Genomic DNA, 18,070 nt, shown 5'->3' on the forward strand with positions numbered 1-18,070 from the left:
CCTAAAAAGGTTTGTTAGGCGGGTTGTAATTCGTTTTATTCCGTACCTTTGCACACTTAATTTTTTTTGAATATGAGAACGAAATCACTTAAAAAGAACCGTATAAACGTTGTGACTTTAGGGTGCAGCAAAAATGTTTATGACAGTGAAGTCCTAATGGGACAACTCAAAGCGAGCGGTAAAGATGTGGTGCATGAAGAGGAAGGTAATATTGTGGTCATAAATACTTGTGGCTTTATCAATAATGCAAAAGAAGAAAGTATTAACACCATTCTCGAATTTATGCAGAAAAAGGAGGATGGTGAAGTGGACAAGGTTTTTGTGACCGGATGTTTAAGCGAACGTTACAAGCCAGATTTGCAAAAAGAAATCCCAAATGTGGATCAGTATTTTGGAACTACGGAATTACCTGGGCTCTTAAAAGCGCTTGGTGCGGATTATAAACATGAACTTATTGGTGAGCGTTTGACCACCACACCAAAAAATTACGCGTATCTAAAAATTGCAGAAGGTTGTGATAGACCTTGTAGTTTTTGTGCCATCCCACTGATGCGTGGTAAACACAAATCAACACCTATTGAGGATATTGTGATTGAAGCAGAAAAATTGGCAGCAAAGGGTGTGAAGGAGTTAATCCTCATTGCACAGGATCTTACCTATTACGGACTCGATTTATATAAAAAACGCAACCTCGCCGAATTACTTGAAGCGCTTGTGAAAGTAGAGGGCGTGGAATGGATTCGTTTGCATTATGCATTTCCGACGGGATTCCCCATGGATGTGCTAGATGTGATGAACCGAGAGCCAAAAATTTGTAACTATCTCGATATTCCGTTACAACATATTTCTGATAATATCCTAAAAAGTATGCGTCGCGGGACCACTAAGGAAAAAACGACCAAACTCCTTCAGGAATTTAGAAAGGCAGTTCCGGAAATGACCATAAGAACCACTTTAATTGTGGGATATCCAGGAGAGACTGAAGAAAATTTCCAGGAATTGAAACAATGGGTAACCGACATGCGTTTTGAACGTTTGGGCTGTTTTACCTATAGCCATGAAGAAAACACACATGCGTTTAATTTAGAAGACGATGTACCGCAAGAAGTCAAACAAGATCGTGCCAATCAAATCATGGAGGTGCAATCTCAAATCTCTTGGGAGTTGAATCAAGCCAAAATAGGCCAAGAATTTAAAGTGGTTATCGACCGTAAAGAGGGCAATTATTTTATTGGACGTACAGAATTTGATTCTCCGGATGTGGATAACGAAGTGCTGATTGATGCCACCTCATCTTATTTAAAAACAGGTGAGTTTGCTACAGTCACCATTACGGAAGCTGAAGATTTTGATCTTTACGGAAAAGTAGTGGCATCTTAAAAGTATGTCGTTAATTGACATTTCAATTAAACCAAATCTTCCTTTGAATTAATTTCATTGATCAAGATTTGGTTTTTTTTTCTTGCAGGAAATCAAAATCCAAAATACCGCGCTGCAATAGAGAAATAAATCAACACCCCACAAATGTCAGATAATGATGTTACCAATGGCGCACTCGCGGTGGCTGGATCTATTTTTAACTTGGTAAATATAAATGGGAGTAACATGCCAATTAAACTTCCGAGCATAACATTGATGACCATTGCAATACAAACTACGATAATAACTTCTGGAGCCCTAAAACTAGCAACCGCCGCAACACTCGCCGCCATAGTGATGCCCAGTAAAAAGGACACCATGAGTTCTCTGCCTATCAATTTATACCAATCGGAGATTTGAATTTCACCTAAGGCCAAATAGCGAATCATAAGCGTTGCCGATTGTGATCCGGCATTACCGCCACTGTCTATCAATAAAGGTAAAAAGAATACTAAAGCAACCACCTGCTGGATGACATCTTCAAAACTTGCCAATGCGGCTCCTGAAAAGACATTCATAAAAACTAAAAGGACGAGCCAAACAATCCTGTTCTTATATAAGATGAGGATGCGTTCCTTCAACGGATTTTTACTTGCGTTTTGAATCGACCCGAATTTATGGAAGTCTTCAGTAGATTCTTCTTCAATGACATCCATAATATCATCAAAGGTTACAATGCCTATAAGAACGCCATCATTACTTAAAACGGGCATGGCTTCCCGATCATAATCCTTAAAGACCTGAATGGCTGCTTCTTGATCATCCAAAGCATTTAAGAATACAAACCGATGATCGAGTAAGTCAGCAACAAGCTGTTCGGGACTAGCTAAGATAAGGTCTTTAATGGATACATCATCAATTAATTTCCAATTCTGATCGATGATATAAATAACGTTAAGCGTTTCAGAATCCTGACCGAATTTTCTAATGTGCTCAAAAGCCTTAGCAACAGTAATATCGGCTTTAATGGCAACAAATTCAGGAGTCATCAAGCGTCCAATACTATCCTTTGGATAGCTTAGAAGTTGAATCGTAATTTTGCGTTCTTCAGGAGAAAGCATCTCAATAAAGCTTTGCGCAATATCTCGGGGTAAATCCTCAAAAAATGAAGTTCTGTCATCAGGCTCAATATCATTGAGCAATCGTGATAGTTTTTGGGTGTTTTCTGATAACCCTTCAATGACTTCCTCTTGTTCGGATTGCGAGAGCATTTTAAAAACGTTCTTAGCCTGTTCCCTTGATAACAATCTGAACAAAATAATTTTATCATTGTTTGAGAAGTTTTCAACCATCAGTGACAAGTCCAAAGGATCCATATCCTGCATGGCACGCTTTAATTCACGCCATTTTTTATTTTTTATTAAATCGATAAAATGTGGTTTGGTAACTTGCATAAACGAATTTTTATTAGCATCAAAATCTTTGAAACAAGAACTTGTTTGGGAACTTTTATTTGGGTGATAAGTGCAAATGTAAGCCTTATATTTTGCTTTAATGCCCAAGGTTTTACCCCTGTTAATGAAAAATTTATTTCAGGCTCTAATTCTTTAGAGCCTATTGTTTTTATAGAATTATGACCTCGGGAAAATTCAAATTTTTATGACATAAAGACAAATTTAATTATACCTTCTGCATATTTGCTGTTTTTGACTGTGCTTCAATAATTGCGAATTCAATTTTATATTACCTAATTTTGAATATTCTAAAACAATCGTTCGGGTGAAGAAAATACTTATTATCGAAGATGATCCAGAGCTGAATAGAAATATTAAAGAAGCGCTTTTGGCAGAAAACATGCAGGTTGAAACGGTTTATGACGGGTTGTTGGCGGAGCGGATTCTTAACAAATCACATTTCGACTGTATCTTATTGGACATTAATTTGCCTGGAAAAAGTGGTTTTGACTTGGCGAAAGATTTCAGGACCCATAATATGGCAACGCCTATTTTAATGATTTCGGCGTTTTCTGAACTGGAAGATAAAGTACACGGCTATGAAATGGGAGCCGACGATTATATTACCAAACCTTTTTACATCCGCGAACTGATTTTAAAGATCAATTCCCTTATAAAACGCAGCCAAAACAATGCTGTTGACCGTCAAGAAAATGAACTTATTATTGCTGGCGATCTTCAGGTCAATACACGATTGAAAAAAGTAAGCCGACAGGAAACGGAAATTTCCTTAACACCAAGAGAATATCAAATTCTTCTAAAACTGTTGGAATCGAAAGGAGAAATTGTGTCCAAACAACGGTTGGTCCAAGAAATATGGGGGAAGTCTTTTGATGCCAATACCAATACCATCGAAGTGTATATTAATTTCTTAAGAAAGAAGATCGATCGGCCGTTTGATAAAGAATCCATCAAAACCAAAATCGGTTACGGCTATTATTTTGAGGACTGATGAGTATTAGAAGAAAAATTCTATTGTATTTTTCAGCAACAATCATCAGTTTGTTGGGCATGACCCTATTTTTTATTTACACCCTTTTCTATGAATATCGTGAAGAAGAGTTTCAGCAAAAACAAAAACAGAAAATCACCTCCACCATCAAGTTTCTAACGGAGATTAGACAAGCCGATGAATCCATTATCCAAGCCATGGATCGGATCAGTATCAATGAATTCTACGATGAGAAACTTCTGATTTTCGACCATTCAAAAACCTTGATCTATTCCAGTATCGACGATTTACAGATTCCACAGGAAGAGGTCAACAACATCCTGAAAGTATTGACCATCGTCAATCCATGGCTAGAAACCAAAGACGATTTATACGATGTGGTTGGTGTTTACGTGAAATACAACAACAATACCTACTACGGCATCAATAAAGCTTTAGACGAATCGGGTTATTCGAAATTGGATTTTTTACGATACGTATTGTTGATTACCTTTTTAGGAATTTCTTTAGTAGTGATTTTAATAGCCTATTACCTGTCGCGGATTATCGCGGAACCCATTGTGGATATCACCGAAAAAATTACCAATTATAATTTTGATACGCTTTATATTCCGATTGTAGTGAAGCGTTCTGAAAATGAAATTGTGGTTTTGGCGGAACAATTTAACAAGTTGATGAAACGAATGAAAGAGGCGGTTTCCTTTCAGAAACATGCTATTAATCATATTTCGCATGAATTAAAAACACCGATTGCTGTTTTGGTTTCCAATTTTGAACGCATGGAAAACGAAACGGATTTGGAGGTTTTGAAATCGCAGTTCAATCGTCAAAAAGAAGATACCAAAAACCTCAGTGAAATTATAAACCTCTTATTGGAACTCTCCAAAACCGATGCCGGCCAAAGCATTCCAAAAACAAAAATCCGAGTGGATGAGCTGATTTTTGATACGATGGATGAGCTGTTGCAATTATATCTTGATTTTGAATTCTCAGTCGATTATGTCGGGCCAACGGACAACGAAAGCTTGTTGACCATTCAAGGTTCTGCTCGTTTATTGAAAGCGGCATTTATGAACCTCATGTTGAATTCCATTCACTACAGTTCTAATAAAGAAGGCAGCATTCGTATTATTACTGATGAAAAACAACTTCAAGTTGATTTTATTAATGAAGGTCCTGTCATCACTACAGACGAACAGAAATTCCTCTTTCAGCACTTTTTTAGAGGCGAAAACAGTAAAGGCAAATCGGGTTTTGGCTTGTGACTTGTTTTTATTTCCAAAATTATTTCGCAACACCAAGGGTTGATATCGTATCATACAGACCATAAGAATTTAAATACCTTCACGGTGATCTTCCCTTTCCAAAGCGATTGATGCGTCTTCATTAATCGATTCTTAAGCTAAACTTTATCCATTTTAAGGTCTTTTTAAGCTTGTTTTGAAGTCTTTTGCCACCATGAAAATGAAAGACAACATCATAGGTGGTAAAAATACATTGGGTTCTACACGAATCTTTTCGAAGTTTGCATTCTTGATTTTTATCGGCATTAGCTCAAACGTTTTTGGGCAATTTCAGCAAGCAGATACCCTGAAACTTAGTCGACAGCAGTATGAAGAGCTTTTCTTAAAACAAAACCTGCTGCTCCTTGCTGAGACCTACAAAATAAATCAGGCTGAAGCCATGGTGTTACAGGCAAAACTCTGGCCTAATCCAAGCTTGACCGTTGAAGAAATAAATCTGTGGAGTACCAATAAACAATTGTCTTATTTAGAGGAGCCACTACCTCAGATTTTTGGAAATGTTGCCCAAAACACACAGTTTGCAGTTCAACTGGAACAACAAATTATCACCGCCGGTAAGCGAAAAAAGCTGATGGCCGTTGAAAGTGTAGGTGTTAAAGTCGCAGAACAGGAATTTGAACTACTTCTTCGAAATCTGAAATATGAGTTTAGAAATACCCTCACCGAATTACAGTATTTGCAGCTGTACACGCAAGTCTTTTTTAAACAACGCGATTTGATCCAGAATCTTCTAAACGCCTATAAACGACAACTTGAGAACGATCATACAAGCAAAGGCGACTACATGCGACTTCAAACCTTGCAATTGGAACTTTCAAAAGAAATCAATGAACTTTCCAAAGCGAAAAACGAAATGGAAAAGGAATTAAAAGTGCTTTTGAGCATTAACGTTCCGGTTCGTTTATTTGTGCAGGAAGATGATTTTACGCCCAATTTAGCCAAACTTCAAAATCTTGATGTTTTGAATCTGCAACAAGATCTCTTTACGCACAGACCTGATCTGAAAGTGGCCGAATTGGAACATGAGCATTTCAAGAATTTATTGACCTATGAAAAATCGCAAGCCATTCCAGATATTAATTTGAATGCTTCGTACGATCGTGGCGGAGGTATTTGGCCAAGTTTCTTCGGATTTGGGCTGTTCATAGATTTACCTGTTTTCAATAGAAATCAAGGCGCTATCGCCCATGCGCAATTCGGTATCGAAAACACGAACATCCTTTCCAATGACATGCGATTAAGGGCGCAGGCCGAATTTGATCAGCATTATAAAGATTTCAAAGCTGCTTTAATGTTTTATGAAAGCATAGAAATCGATTTTGAAACCGATTTAGACGAAATTTTCGAAAGTTACACCAAGAATTTCACGAGTCGGAATATCAGTATGCTCCAGTATTTAGATTTTCAAGAGGCTTATTTGGAGAATAAAAGAATCATCCTTGAATCGAAGAAAGAACTCCATCTACAATTGGAAAAGCTCCAATACACCATCGGAAAAGAAATTTAAAAACAACTTATTCAATCCTAAAAATGTACAACACCAATTTATACCGTCCCACTCTTTTTGCTTTTGTGCTTTTACTTATGAGTAGCTGCGCGAAAACTAAAAATGAACCTATCATTCAAGAAGATAAGGCCACGTTTTGCCTTAATGATTTCATGAAAGATGATATCATCAAATTTCCTGTAGAAAAAAGAGCTATAACCGAGTCTATTTTGCTTAATGCCAAAGTGGAAGCCAACCCGGACAAACTGGTGCATTTTGTGAGTTTGGTGAGTGGCTTGGTGACCAAAACCTATTTTTCTTCAGGTGAAGAGGTTAAAAAAGGACAGTTGCTTTTCGAAATGAGGAGCAGTGAGCTGAGTAACCTCACGTCACAAAAATCAAGTTTGCAATCCCAAATTCTCGTCGCCCAACGCGTATTGGAATCGGTTCAGGAAATGCATCGTGATAAGATCGCTTCCCAAAGAGATTTGATGGAAGCACAAAGTAATTTGGATGTATTAAATGCAGAACTTCAAAACACCAATGCGCAACTTAATTTATATAGTGCAAGTACTGAACGTGGTGTATTTCAGGTGAGAGCTTCCACTTCTGGCACTATTATCAGTAAAAATGTGGCAGCAGGCATGCAGGTTTCGGCAGAAAGTGATCCGCTTTTTACAATTTCTGATTTAAAGGAAGTTTGGATCATGGCCAATATTTACGCTGGTAATATTCCCTATGTAAAACAGGGCATGCCGGTAGAAATTAAAGCCTTGCCTTACGCCGATAAGATATTTTCAGGAGAAATAAATGCCATCTCACAAGTGTTTGATTCCAATGAACGTGTTTTAAAAGCACGTATCGTGATGGATAATTTAGACGGCAAACTCATGCCGGGAATGTTGATGGATGTTACCGTTGAAAAGGAGGACGGCCTTATGGCCAATGCGGCTCCTGTAAATGCGCTGATTTTTGACGATAACCAGCATTTTTTGGTGCTTTATAAATCCGATTGCGATATCGAAGTACGGAAAGTGACGCCCAACATCCAAAATTCCAACACGGTCTACTTTGAAAATAATATTGAAGAAGGCGAACAGATTATCACAAAAAATCACTTGCTGATTTACAACCACTTAAAAGCTCTAAAATAAACCTTATCCATGAAGAAATTTGTCCAAGGTATCGTTGGGTTTTCCTTAAAAAACTCCACCATTGTATTTTTTCTAACAGGATTGTTGTTGGTTGCTGGAATTATAAATTATATCAAAATTCCGATTGAAGCATTTCCAGATGTCACCAATACACGAGCGCGAATTATTACGCAATGGCCGGGTAGAAGTGCCGAAGAAGTAGAGAAATTTATTACCCTGCCTGTTTCTAAGGAAATGAATACCATTCCAAAAAAGGCTGAAGTGCGCTCCACATCTCTATTCGGGCTTTCGGTGGTCACCGTTATTTTTGATGATGATGTTGAAGACTTTTATGCACAACAATATGCTTCCAATAGACTTCAAGGTTTATCCTTGCCCGAAGGAAGTGATGCACAAATTGAACCTCCTTCTGGAGCCACCGGTGAAATTTTCAGATATGTGGTGAAAAGTGATTTACCAATAAAAGAAATTTCCGCCATTCACGATTGGGTCATTGAGCGCGAGCTTTTATCGGTTCCCGGCGTTGCGGATGTAGCAAGTTTTGGAGGTGAGGAGAAGATTTATGAAATTCAGATCAATCCCAGCGAATTAAAAAATTATGATCTTTCGCCCTTAGATGTCTACGAAGCGGTATCCAAAAGTAATATCAATGTTGGTGGTGATGTGATCCAGCGTGGTGATCAAGCCTATGCGGTGCGCGGCGTTGGTTTGTTGGAAAGTGTTGAAGACATAGAAAACATCCTGATTACGGTAAATGGATCTACTCCAGTTTTGGTGAAACACGTGGCCGAAGTCATTATTGCCGCCAAACCCAGATTGGGCCAAGTGGGTTTGGATGAAGATGATGATCTTGTTCAGGGCATTGTGATCATGTTACGAGGTGAGAATCCCGCTGATGTTATTGAAGGTCTAAAAACCCGGATAAATGAACTCAACACCCGGATTCTGCCTAAAAATGTGGAGATCGTTCCTTTTATTGACCGATCAGAATTAGTTGAAACCACAGTGAGTACCGTAACCACCAACTTAATTGAAGGGGTGATTTTGGTATCTTTGATCGTATTCATCTTTCTTTATAATTGGAGAACCACTCTGATTGTGGCGTCGGTAATTCCGCTATCCTTTTTATTTGCGATTATCATGTTGCGCATTCAAGGCTTACCAGCCAACTTAATATCTATGGGTGCACTCGATTTTGGACTGCTCTTGGAAGGTACTCTGGTTATTGTGGAACAGGTTTTTGTTTCCCTCCAGATAAAATCGCGTCTCATGGGGAAAGATAAATTCTCCAAAGTATCAAAATTGGGCATTATTAAAAAGAGTGTAGGCAAGGTGTCAACACCCATCTTTTTTGCCTTGTTCATTCTTATTATCGCGCTAATGCCAATCTTCACCTTCCAGAAAGTTGAAGGAAAGATGTTTTCGCCATTGGCCTTTACTTTGGGTTATGCACTGTTAGGCTCGTTGATTTTAAGTTTAACCTATGTGCCGGCCATGTGTAAAGTGCTGTTGAATAAAGGGGTCAATGATAAGGAGAGCATCGTTTCAAAGTTTTTCAATGTCCAGTTTTACAAGCTTTATAAGTTTACTGACAAACATGGAAAAGCCACTTTGTATACGTTTGTCGGTTTGCTGGTGATATGTGCCGTAAAATTCAGTTATTATGGCACGGAGTTTTTGCCAAAACTAAATGAAGGCGCCCTTTATGTTCGCGCCACCTTACCGGTCAGTATACATCTTGACGAATCGGTTAAGTTAGCGCAGGAGATGAAAGAAAAAATAAGACAACACGACGAAATAAAATTTGTATTGACCCAAACGGGACGTCCCAATGATGGTACCGATCCTACGGGGTTTTTCAATATCGAATTCCATATTGAATTAAAACCTGAAGGCGAATGGGAACGAGACATTTCAAAAGAAGATTTAATGGCCGAAATACGCGATGATTTGGAAACCTATCCTGGGATTAATTTTGGGTTTAGTCAACCTATTCAAGACAACGTGGAAGAGTATGTCGCCGGTGTGAAAAGTTCCTTGGTGATTAAAATTTTTGGTGATGATCTCTTCGAGTTGGAAGGAAAAGCTCATGAAGTTGCTGATGCCATCCGGGATATTGAAGGCATTACCGATTTGAATGTGTATGAAAATATCGGTCAACCCGAATTGCGAATTCAGTTGCATGACAACAAAATGGCAAAATATGGCGTGACCATGTCTGATGCGCAATCGGTGGTAGCCATGGCCATTGGAGGTCAGGCAGCAACTACTTTTTATGAAGGTGAACGGATGTTTGATATCCGAATTAGATATCAAAAGGAACATCGGGAATCTGCTGACGCTATTGGTAATATCTTGGTTCCAGTTTATGATGGCCATCATGTGCCATTAAAGGAAATTGCCACTATTAATTTTCATACAGGCCCTGCATTTATTTATCGGGAAGGTAACAGCCGTTATATTGGGGTTGGTTTTAGTATTGAAGGTCGCGATTTGGGAAGTACCATTGCCGAAGCACGTAAAAAAGTGGAAGCTGAAGTAGAAATCCCAGCGTACAACAAAGTGGAATGGGCGGGAGAATTTGAAAGTAAGGAACGTGCCAGTAAGCAATTAATGGTGGTCGTACCAATTTCATTATTGTTGATTCTTTTCTTGCTGTATATGAATTTTGGAAACGTGAAAGATACTATTATCGCCGCGCTTACCTTGCCTTTCGCCTTCGTTGGTGGCTTGATTTCCTTATGGGTTACGGGAACGGTTTTTGGTATTTCCGCGGGCATTGGATTTATAATCCTTTTTGGGGTTTCTACTATTAATGGCCTCATATTGATTACCGTTATTCATGAGAAATTACAGGAGTGCCACAAATTAAAAGCGGCGATTGCTTTGGGAGTTAAAGAGAAAATAAGACCTATTTTGATGATAGGCCTCATGGGAGCTATGGGTTTGTTACCAGCGGCACTTTCTAATGGGATGGGTTCTGAAATCCAAAAACCCTTGGCCATTATGATTGTGGGCGGTATTTTAATTTGCACCATATTGTCGTTGACAGTGTTGCCTCAGTTGTTTTATATGGCATATAGAAGATCTAAGGAATAATTGGGTGGGATATACAACGAAAAGAGGGAAGGCGAGATTCGGTTAGTCGCTCTCTTTTCGTCTCTCCAATGGCTTGTTGATTTTATCGATGGCCGATTCAATAGATTTCTCAGGTTCAATAATATTGTATTCTCCCCAAAATGCCGGATCAGAGAAACCGGAGGCTTCATCGCTTAAAATAACCGTAGGTTTTAAAGATTCTTTCCTGGTAAAGGTATCATCCAGACTTTCTTCCCAATCGGTAATGGCCATTTCGCTGCTTAATGTGTATACACTATTAAATAATCTGCCTTTCCAGTTTACCTTAAACGTTAATTGAAGATTGCTATATCCGTAATACCATTTGCCATTTTGGACCCTATAATCTACCCGATAGGCCGCTTCTGTTGGATACACAGTAACTTTATTGGGTTTCTTTTTAACGAACATTTTAGAAGCCATTTCACGATTGTCCACATTTAAGTTATACATGGCACTGACCAGGGAATAGGTTTCAGCATCAATATATAGTTTACCATAATGCATAGGTTCAATAATGTTAGGTTTTGGTTTGAATTTGACCACATATATGGAACGGTTATTGATTTCAGTAGATTTGTCAAAAGAAAACTCATAATTGCTAAGATCGTCTTCAGAAAATATAAACTGCGGATATTTGATCACATCCGCATAAAGTGAGCTATAGGGCCCACCCTGTAATTTTATGGCCAGCGTATCCAATCTATTATAATCTGTGCTTTTTCTTGCTTTGATAAGCTTTACTTTATCTGCTTTAGAGGAATTGTAAGGTTGTCGATATATTTCTACTATTGCTTCAGATAAACTGGCATCTCGGCGTCTTTTTTTTATCGTTTCCCTATAAAAGGCAGTCATTATCGTTTCTTCATTAATATAGTTTTCGCCTTTTTTATCCAAAACAGCTTTTACAAGAGTGTGGGCATTTTTTGGAGCATTTATTTTTATTTCTGAAAGCTCCATCACAGCTTCTTCCAATAAAATTTGGATGTCATCGCCATTCAGATTGGAAAGTGGAATTGTTTTGGTTTGGTAGCCTAAAAATAGCATTGTAACCTCTTGATCAGCTGAGTTGTTGGATACTTTTAAAAGAAACTCACCTTCAGAGTTTGTAATGGTACTAATATTGGTACCATTGACCAGTAAAGTAGCGAAAGCTAAAGGCTCTTTAGATTTGCTGTCAACCACGACTCCTTTAAACTCTGTGTGGATTTGGTTGATGTCTTGTTTTTGGAAACTAGGACTGGCATAAGCACTCCATCCGTAAAGAACAAAAAACAGGAGACTCAGCAAATGGCATTTGACTAATAGTTGAAGAGAGTAGGTGCGAGTTTTCATAACGTCTATTTTTTAATGTATAAAATACAAAAAAAATGAATGCCCTAACCTGCTTTATCTGTTAAGGTTAGAGGTTTTATTTTAGGAAGGTTTTATTGTTTACCAAAAATATGGCATTGACAAAAAATAATTTGCCATTCTCCCAAAAATTCCTGAAAAGGATGTCGTCTGCCATATAGATGATACTGCCACTTCCTAAACGTTCTTCTCCGAATACTAAAGAATTCTCAAGGTCCTTTAAGGTGTTCTTTCCGGCAAAACCGGATGCCTTTTTCGGATGGTCACCTAAGTAGGCCACATTGTAGCCGTTTTCCAAAAGGCTATAAGTATTAGATCCTGATTTTAGCGTAAAATAGCTTTGGTCATAACCAAAGGCCAAAGGATGCGTATTGTCCACCTCCGATTTGAAAATAGCACCGGTAATCAGGTTGTTTGTGTTTTCTCGTTCTCTTTCAGCGTAGGGCGTCAGGTTGCTTTTTACTTTGGTTGTATCTTTAGAAGTATTTGACTTTAATTCAAAGTCTTTATGGTCTGCAAAAATGTTTAATGCGCCATCTATAGCAATAACTTTTCCTCCTTTCTTAATCCAATTTTGAAGTTTTTCTAAATTGGAGTCATTAAAGAACCGGCCATAATTTCCATGAGGAATAACCAATACTGAGTATTTATCAAGCTCAATCTGTGCGAAATCACTGGTGTTGATGGACGTTACCGGATAATGCAATTGTTGTTCAAAAAAGTGCCATACTTCACCATACCCCAAAGACGAGGTATAGGTTCCTGAAAGAACTGCAATGTTTTGTTTGTTGATCAATTTGACATTTGGCGAGCCGAAATCTGGTCCTGATTTTGAAAACCCACTAGAAATTGGAACTGCTTTTCTTTTAAATTTATTGGCAGCTGTGATCACGACATCATCAAAATTGTCAATCTTTTTATTATCACCTCTAATAATGATCAGTGCGCCTCTATCAAAAGATTCCGATTTTCTGGTGGTTAAAGGTTGTTCCGTAAACCGTATTTTAATATTTTGTTTCAATAATTCGGCTAAAAATTCCGCATCCTTCATATGGTTCCATTTACTGATATAAGCTACGGCATTCGTATTTTTTACATTTAATTCTAGCGTTTTTCCTACAATTTCGGTTTCAACTAAACGCGTACTTGCCGTTGCATCCAATCCATAAGCGTATGGTAAGCTCCATGCTGTAATATCATAGGTAATGGAATCGGCTAATTTGGTATTGGGTTCCAATAAAACCTGTACCATTTGACCTTTTGGTTGATTGGTGCTCACCACAATATTTTCCTCAGAAGAATTGAGATTACCATTTTTGCCGTCTTTGTAATTATAGCCTGATATTTTTTTGGATGTTGCGGCGCCATATTTTATGTCGTGTCGGTCTAATAGTGTTTTTAACCCCTCTATTTTATCAGAAGAACCACTCATGACGTAACTCTTATATTTCACGTTTTTATTGGCGAAGAATTTCTTGAATTCCAAATTCAGTCTGTCGGCGTTTTTAGAAGCCATTTCCACCGTTGATAATCCGGTTGTGTAATGGTGCTCCAAACGATCGACGAGCGTTAAGACATCGCCTTCATCATTAAGAATACCTAAACCTGATTGACCGCCTTGCTCATAAGTCATCCCAATCGCTCCCAGATAAGTGGGGTAGGTGTCTCCGTAACTTGGGTAAAGCAAATCAAACCTTTCCCGTGTAAAATACAGCCAGCCATAGGTATCAAAGTGTTTGGCGTGATTTGCACCAATTTGGGTTTGAAAATCGCGTTGCCAATCGGTTATGATGTCATGAAAGGGTTCTGCTGCTGGCGAGAAATAATAGGGATCATTGATGCCCTGTTCATGAAAATCGACGTGGATTTGTGGCAACCACTTATTGTAGACTTTTAATCGTGCTTGTGTTTCTTTTTGGGTAGCCCAGACCCAATCCCTGTTAAGATCAAAAAGGTAGTGGTTGGCCCTTCCTCTAGGCCAAGGTTCATTGTGTTCGCTCGCTTGTTGGTCAATATTATAAGGTGTGCTTTTGGTTTGAATGTACCAATTGACGTAACGGTCACGTCCATCAGGATTGAGACAAGGATCAATAATGATTACGGTATTTTTCAACCATGTCTGTTTTTCCGTCACTAACGTATAAATAGTTTTCATCGAAGCTTCTGTGCTTGACGCTTCATTTCCATGAACGTTATAGCTGAGCCATACCACCGCAATGTCATTGAAAGTTGAATTTCCATCACCTATGCCAGCATTTTTAAGGTGGCTCTGTCGGATGTTCTCAAGATTTTTGATATTATCTTCTGAAGAAATAATCGCCGTATAGAGCGGTCGTCTTTCATAAGTCTCGCCATACTTTTCAAATTTTACCTGATTTGGTAATTGTGATGCCACCATTTTAAAATAATCCACGACCTGATGGTGTCCGGAAAATTCTGTGCCTAATGGATACCCAAGAAATTCTGATGGCGATTGAATATTTTGGGCATGCGATACACAATTGGCGCTCAAAAGCACAAAGAGGAAAATAGATAACTTTTGCATAGTGTGGTAACCTAGAATAATTAAGTAGAGTAAAGATAGGGAGCGAAAGTGAATTAACTTTAATTTAGTACTCAAAAAATACTAAGAGCAGTATCTTTACATTTCATTTTTATTTACGCGTATGCCAACCGATTATATTCCATTTAAAGACACTCATTATTTTTCATCCCTGATTTGCGATTATTTAGATGAAAAAGACGATTTGAAGCCTTTTTATAATCGCTTTCCAAATCTTGAAAGTTTTGAAGAGCAAATAAAAGAGAAGCAAGATTCTTATAATAAAAATAACAGATCAGATTTGGTCAAAGCCCTCATGATGCAATATGAAGATTTGACAATTTCTGCCATGACGCTTACAAATATTGATCTTTTGAAGCATGGCACAACCTTTACAGTCACTACAGGCCATCAATTAAATTTATTTACCGGTCCCTTATATTTTTTCTATAAAATTGTTTCTACAATTAATCTTTGCAAGGAATTAAAAGCGGTATATCCACATTTTAATTTTGTTCCCATTTATTGGATGGCTACAGAAGATCATGATTTTGAAGAAATCAACTATTTTAATTTTAAGGGAAAAAAGGTACAATGGAACAGGGAAGCTTCTGGTGCCGTGGGAGAGCTCGATTTAGAAGGTTTGGATAACGTATATGATGTGTTTGCAGCGCAGCTTGGCAAAAGTGAAAATGCAAAATCCTTAAAAAAACTATTTCAACAGGCCTATTTAGAACATGACAATTTAACAGCCGCAACGCGTTTTTTGGTCAATAAGCTCTTCTCAATTTATGGATTGGTTATTTTGGATGGGAATGATCCGATCCTGAAAAAAATATATCAGCCTTATATAGAAGAAGAATTGATACAACAAACGGCATTTAAAAAAGTGTCTCAAACCAATGAAAAGATCAATGCCTTGCCAGCAAATTATAAAATTCAGGTGAACCCTAGAGAAATAAATCTGTTTTATAATAGTCAGAACCTAAGAGAACGTATTTTAGAGACCGATGGTGTTTTTGGTGTTTTGGATACCGATATCCGTTGGTCAAAAGACGAATTGCTTGCTGAGGTCAATGAGCATCCAGAACGGTTCAGTCCGAATGTTATTTTGCGTCCCATGTACCAAGAAATTATTCTGCCCAATTTGTGTTATATCGGTGGGGGCGGAGAATTGGCCTATTGGTTGCAATTGAAATCCAATTTTGAAGCACAGGATGTGACCTTCCCGATTTTGCTATTAAGAAATTCGGTATTGCTCATCACGGAAAGACAAAAGGAAAAACTTAATAAGTTACAGGTTTCTGTTGCTGATCTTTTTTTGAGCCAAAATGATTTGATGACCAAGGTGACCAAGTCCATTTCTGATATTAACATCGATTTTACGCCACAAAAAGAACATTTAAAGAAGCAATTTGAAGATTTATATGCTTTGGCAGAGCAAACCGATAAATCCTTTAAAGGGGCAGTTGCGGCACAGGAAGTAAAACAGATTAAAGGGCTTGAGAACCTTGAAAAGAGATTATTGACCGCACAAACACGAAAACTTGATGACGTTTTGGAGCGGGTTAAGCTGCTTCAGGATGAGCTTTTTCCGAGACAGAGTCTTCAAGAGCGGCATCTCAATATTTCCGAATTTTATTTGGAATATGGCGAAGGAATCATTCAAAGCTTGATTGAGAATTTAAAACCTTTAAAAGCTGAATTTCTAATTTTAGACATTTCAAACCTTTAGATCCCGACTTATGAAGAGTATGCATAAAATCGATTTGAACTTAATTGAGATGACCCTAGATATCATGAAATATGCTATAGGTCGTATTTCTGCCACTGAGCACCTTATTGGCAAGCCCAAAAAAGAAGCGGAACTTAAGAGTTTGGTTGGAGAAACCATTACTGCAAAAGGTATTGGTGGAGAATATGCTTTTAATCTATGGAAAGATCATTTGGCCACTGCAAATGTGCCTGTAGACCATCCACGAAATCTTGCCTTTGTACCGGCATCGCCAACAAAAGCAGCCATTATGTTTGATTTGGTGACTTCGGCATCCAGTATTCATGGTGCCTATTGGATGGAAGGTGCCGGTGGGATTTTTTGTGAGAATGAAGCTATGAAATGGATCGTTTCGCTTACGGGATTACCGGAAGGCGCATTTGGAGTGTTTACCAGCGGAGGTACGGCGGCTAATCTGTCTGCCATTGTCACGGCAAGGGAGCATTGGCGTCAAAATCCTGAATTTCAAAGAGAAAAGGGGTTGATCATTACCTCAATAGGCGCACATTCATCTATCAAAGCGATGGCAAAAGTGGCTGATGTTGATATTCTTTTGGTCGATACTGAAGAGCGTATGACAGGTGACGATCTAAAAATGGCGATTGAAAACTTGACCGAGCATGAACGTAAGCGCTTGTTTGCTGTGGTAGCAACGGCCGGAACAACAAATGCAGGGATTATTGATGATATGGCGAATATTGCTTCAGTATGTCAAGAAGAAAATTTATGGTTTCATGTAGATGCCGCTTACGGTGGTGGTGCCTTGGTTGCAGATTCAGTCCGTCATTTGTTTGATGGGATTGAAAAAGCAGACAGTGTGACCATTGATCCCCATAAATGGATGTTCTCTCCTTACGACTGTGGGGCGGTTATTTATAAACAACCAGAATTGGCAAGAAACGCCCATTCTCAACAAGGTTCTTATTTGGATATTTTTAAGGACGAAGGCGCACATGGCTTTAATCCGACAGATTATCAAATTCAGTTAACCCGTCGTGTACGTGGATTACCATTATGGTTTTCATTGGCAACGCATGGTACAGATCGGTATAGGCAAGCGGTAGAACGCGGTATTGAACTGGCGCAAATAGCAGGAAAAATGATTGAAGCGCATCCCGATTTAGAATTGGTACGAGAACCTAGTCTATCTTGTGTTCTATACCGAAGAATAGGATGGGAGCCCGATGATTATACCCATTGGACCTATGAGAACCATCGCAAAGGTTTTGCTTTGGTGACACCTACCAAATGGAAAAACGGAGATAGGTTTGAAACTGTTTCTCGATTTTGTTTTATCAATCCAGATACGACAGAAAAGGATATTGAAATGATTTTGGAAACGATGGTGTCCTAGAGAAATCATTTTCTTATTAATTTTATCTATTGAAGATTTTTAAATGTTATATGGCTTCTAAATAAGACATTCACAATTTCTTTTAATATTAAAAATACTCTCCTCAATGAAAAGTATTTTTAATTAGATTAAATAGCTGATTAACAGAGGTGTTATATTTG

At 38.2% G+C, this 18,070-nt stretch carries 11 protein-coding genes; 8 read left to right on the top strand and 3 right to left on the bottom strand.

Translation table 11 applies throughout. From position 1 onward, the window contains the following. Positions 1-72 precede the first annotated feature (72 nt). Positions 73-1,380 (top strand): 30S ribosomal protein S12 methylthiotransferase RimO, encoded by a 1,308-nt coding sequence (gene rimO, locus G525_RS0106020; protein WP_027125351.1) that lies wholly within the window; start codon positions 73-75, stop codon positions 1,378-1,380. Between the two features lie 92 nt (positions 1,381-1,472). On the opposite strand, the gene mgtE is transcribed toward rimO, so the two are convergent. Then, positions 1,473-2,813, bottom strand: coding sequence for a magnesium transporter (mgtE, locus tag G525_RS0106025; protein ID WP_027125352.1), 1,341 nt, complete (start codon positions 2,811-2,813; stop codon positions 1,473-1,475). Between the two features lie 325 nt (positions 2,814-3,138). On the opposite strand from mgtE, the gene G525_RS0106035 reads away from it, so the two are divergent. From G525_RS0106035 to G525_RS0106055, 5 genes are all read left to right on the top strand, one after another. Continuing rightward, positions 3,139-3,825, top strand: a complete 687-nt coding sequence (locus G525_RS0106035; RefSeq protein ID WP_027125354.1) for a response regulator transcription factor — start codon at positions 3,139-3,141, stop codon at positions 3,823-3,825. Continuing rightward, positions 3,825-5,090, top strand: coding sequence for a sensor histidine kinase (locus G525_RS20410; protein WP_157491890.1), 1,266 nt, complete (start codon positions 3,825-3,827; stop codon positions 5,088-5,090). The genes G525_RS0106035 and G525_RS20410 overlap by 1 nt, the downstream gene beginning before the upstream one ends. 199 nt (positions 5,091-5,289) lie before the next feature. Beyond that, a complete protein-coding gene (locus tag G525_RS0106045) occupies positions 5,290-6,636 on the top strand; it encodes a TolC family protein (protein WP_169514430.1) in 1,347 nt (448 codons plus the stop codon). Between the two features lie 23 nt (positions 6,637-6,659). Continuing rightward, positions 6,660-7,769, top strand: coding sequence for an efflux RND transporter periplasmic adaptor subunit (locus tag G525_RS0106050; protein WP_051209825.1), 1,110 nt, complete (start codon positions 6,660-6,662; stop codon positions 7,767-7,769). Positions 7,770-7,778: 9 nt separating this feature from the next. Then, complete coding sequence (locus G525_RS0106055) at positions 7,779-10,868, top strand: efflux RND transporter permease subunit (protein ID WP_027125357.1); 3,090 nt, start codon at positions 7,779-7,781, stop codon at positions 10,866-10,868. 42 nt (positions 10,869-10,910) lie between these two features. Here the strand turns inward: G525_RS0106055 and G525_RS0106060 are convergent, their stop codons facing one another. Next, positions 10,911-12,221, bottom strand: coding sequence for a carboxypeptidase-like regulatory domain-containing protein (locus tag G525_RS0106060; protein WP_027125358.1), 1,311 nt, complete (start codon positions 12,219-12,221; stop codon positions 10,911-10,913). A 76-nt stretch (positions 12,222-12,297) separates the two neighbouring features. After that, a complete protein-coding gene (locus G525_RS0106065; protein WP_027125359.1) occupies positions 12,298-14,784 on the bottom strand; it encodes a M14 metallopeptidase family protein in 2,487 nt (828 codons plus the stop codon). Between the two features lie 121 nt (positions 14,785-14,905). On the opposite strand from G525_RS0106065, the gene bshC reads away from it, so the two are divergent. Further along, the gene (bshC, locus tag G525_RS0106070) at positions 14,906-16,516 is read left to right on the top strand and encodes a bacillithiol biosynthesis cysteine-adding enzyme BshC (RefSeq protein WP_027125360.1); all 1,611 of its coding nucleotides are present in this window, start codon (positions 14,906-14,908) and stop codon (positions 16,514-16,516) included. A 19-nt stretch (positions 16,517-16,535) separates the two neighbouring features. After that, a complete protein-coding gene (locus tag G525_RS0106075) occupies positions 16,536-17,909 on the top strand; it encodes a pyridoxal phosphate-dependent decarboxylase family protein (protein ID WP_027125361.1) in 1,374 nt (457 codons plus the stop codon). Positions 17,910-18,070 lie beyond the last annotated feature (161 nt).

The organism is Gelidibacter mesophilus DSM 14095, from assembly GCF_000423005.1.
Taxonomy (GTDB): Bacteria; Bacteroidota; Bacteroidia; order Flavobacteriales; family Flavobacteriaceae; genus Gelidibacter; species Gelidibacter mesophilus.

What these genes read in the sequence shown, in the direction of transcription:
- rimO (WP_027125351.1), top strand. Translation starts at nt 73, where the DNA reads ATGAGAACGAAATCACTTAAAAAGAACCGTATAAACGTTGTGACTTTA.
- mgtE (WP_027125352.1), bottom strand. Translation starts at nt 2,813, where the DNA reads ATGCAAGTTACCAAACCACATTTTATCGATTTAATAAAAAATAAAAAA.
- G525_RS20410 (WP_157491890.1), top strand. Translation starts at nt 3,825, where the DNA reads ATGAGTATTAGAAGAAAAATTCTATTGTATTTTTCAGCAACAATCATC.
- G525_RS0106045 (WP_169514430.1), top strand. Translation starts at nt 5,290, where the DNA reads ATGAAAGACAACATCATAGGTGGTAAAAATACATTGGGTTCTACACGA.
- G525_RS0106050 (WP_051209825.1), top strand. Translation starts at nt 6,660, where the DNA reads ATGTACAACACCAATTTATACCGTCCCACTCTTTTTGCTTTTGTGCTT.
- G525_RS0106055 (WP_027125357.1), top strand. Translation starts at nt 7,779, where the DNA reads ATGAAGAAATTTGTCCAAGGTATCGTTGGGTTTTCCTTAAAAAACTCC.
- G525_RS0106060 (WP_027125358.1), bottom strand. Translation starts at nt 12,221, where the DNA reads ATGAAAACTCGCACCTACTCTCTTCAACTATTAGTCAAATGCCATTTG.
- G525_RS0106065 (WP_027125359.1), bottom strand. Translation starts at nt 14,784, where the DNA reads ATGCAAAAGTTATCTATTTTCCTCTTTGTGCTTTTGAGCGCCAATTGT.
- bshC (WP_027125360.1), top strand. Translation starts at nt 14,906, where the DNA reads ATGCCAACCGATTATATTCCATTTAAAGACACTCATTATTTTTCATCC.
- G525_RS0106075 (WP_027125361.1), top strand. Translation starts at nt 16,536, where the DNA reads ATGCATAAAATCGATTTGAACTTAATTGAGATGACCCTAGATATCATG.